A 445-nucleotide genomic window follows, 5' to 3' on the forward strand; every position below is an offset into this window, starting at 1 on the left:
ACCAACTAACTCCCGGTTCCAATCATTCGGTAGAAAGTATGACTTCACTTTGTTGAACGGATTACCCAAATCTAAAAATGTTGCTTGAGACGTGTTTTGCCCAACAACTACAATCAAAGACCATGTAGGGTCAGCTAGTGCTAGTTCTATTTGGGTTCTACTTAACTTCACACCTCTCTCTCCCCACCCAGCAGGAAGAGTCTTTACTTCAATCTTTCTAACAACCGCATCATTAATATCAATCTCTAGCAAGTCATACCCAGGATTGTTTTTCGGTGCTTTCTGTATTCTATGACCAGAAGGTAACGTCTTCACAATTGCATTTAACACATTGTCTTCTCCAACATCGCCCAAAAGTGTCGTTTGATTACCTGTGAAAGCTGTCCCCATACCACTTTTCCTGTTGTGACTTACATAGTCACGGTGTCCGACATCCAGTTTAGGT

Annotated in this window: 1 protein-coding gene; it reads right to left on the bottom strand. The window is 41.8% G+C overall.

The genetic code is table 11. The annotated features are described in order from the left end of the window. Positions 1 to 390, bottom strand: a 390-nt coding sequence (locus IQR33_RS20645) for a protein NO VEIN domain-containing protein (protein WP_193844000.1), incomplete at its 3' end; no start/stop codon positions are given. Positions 391 to 445: the final 55 nt, after the last annotated feature.

This window comes from Vibrio sp. OPT46 (assembly GCF_015163535.1).
Taxonomy (GTDB): Bacteria; Pseudomonadota; Gammaproteobacteria; order Enterobacterales; family Vibrionaceae; genus Vibrio; species Vibrio alginolyticus.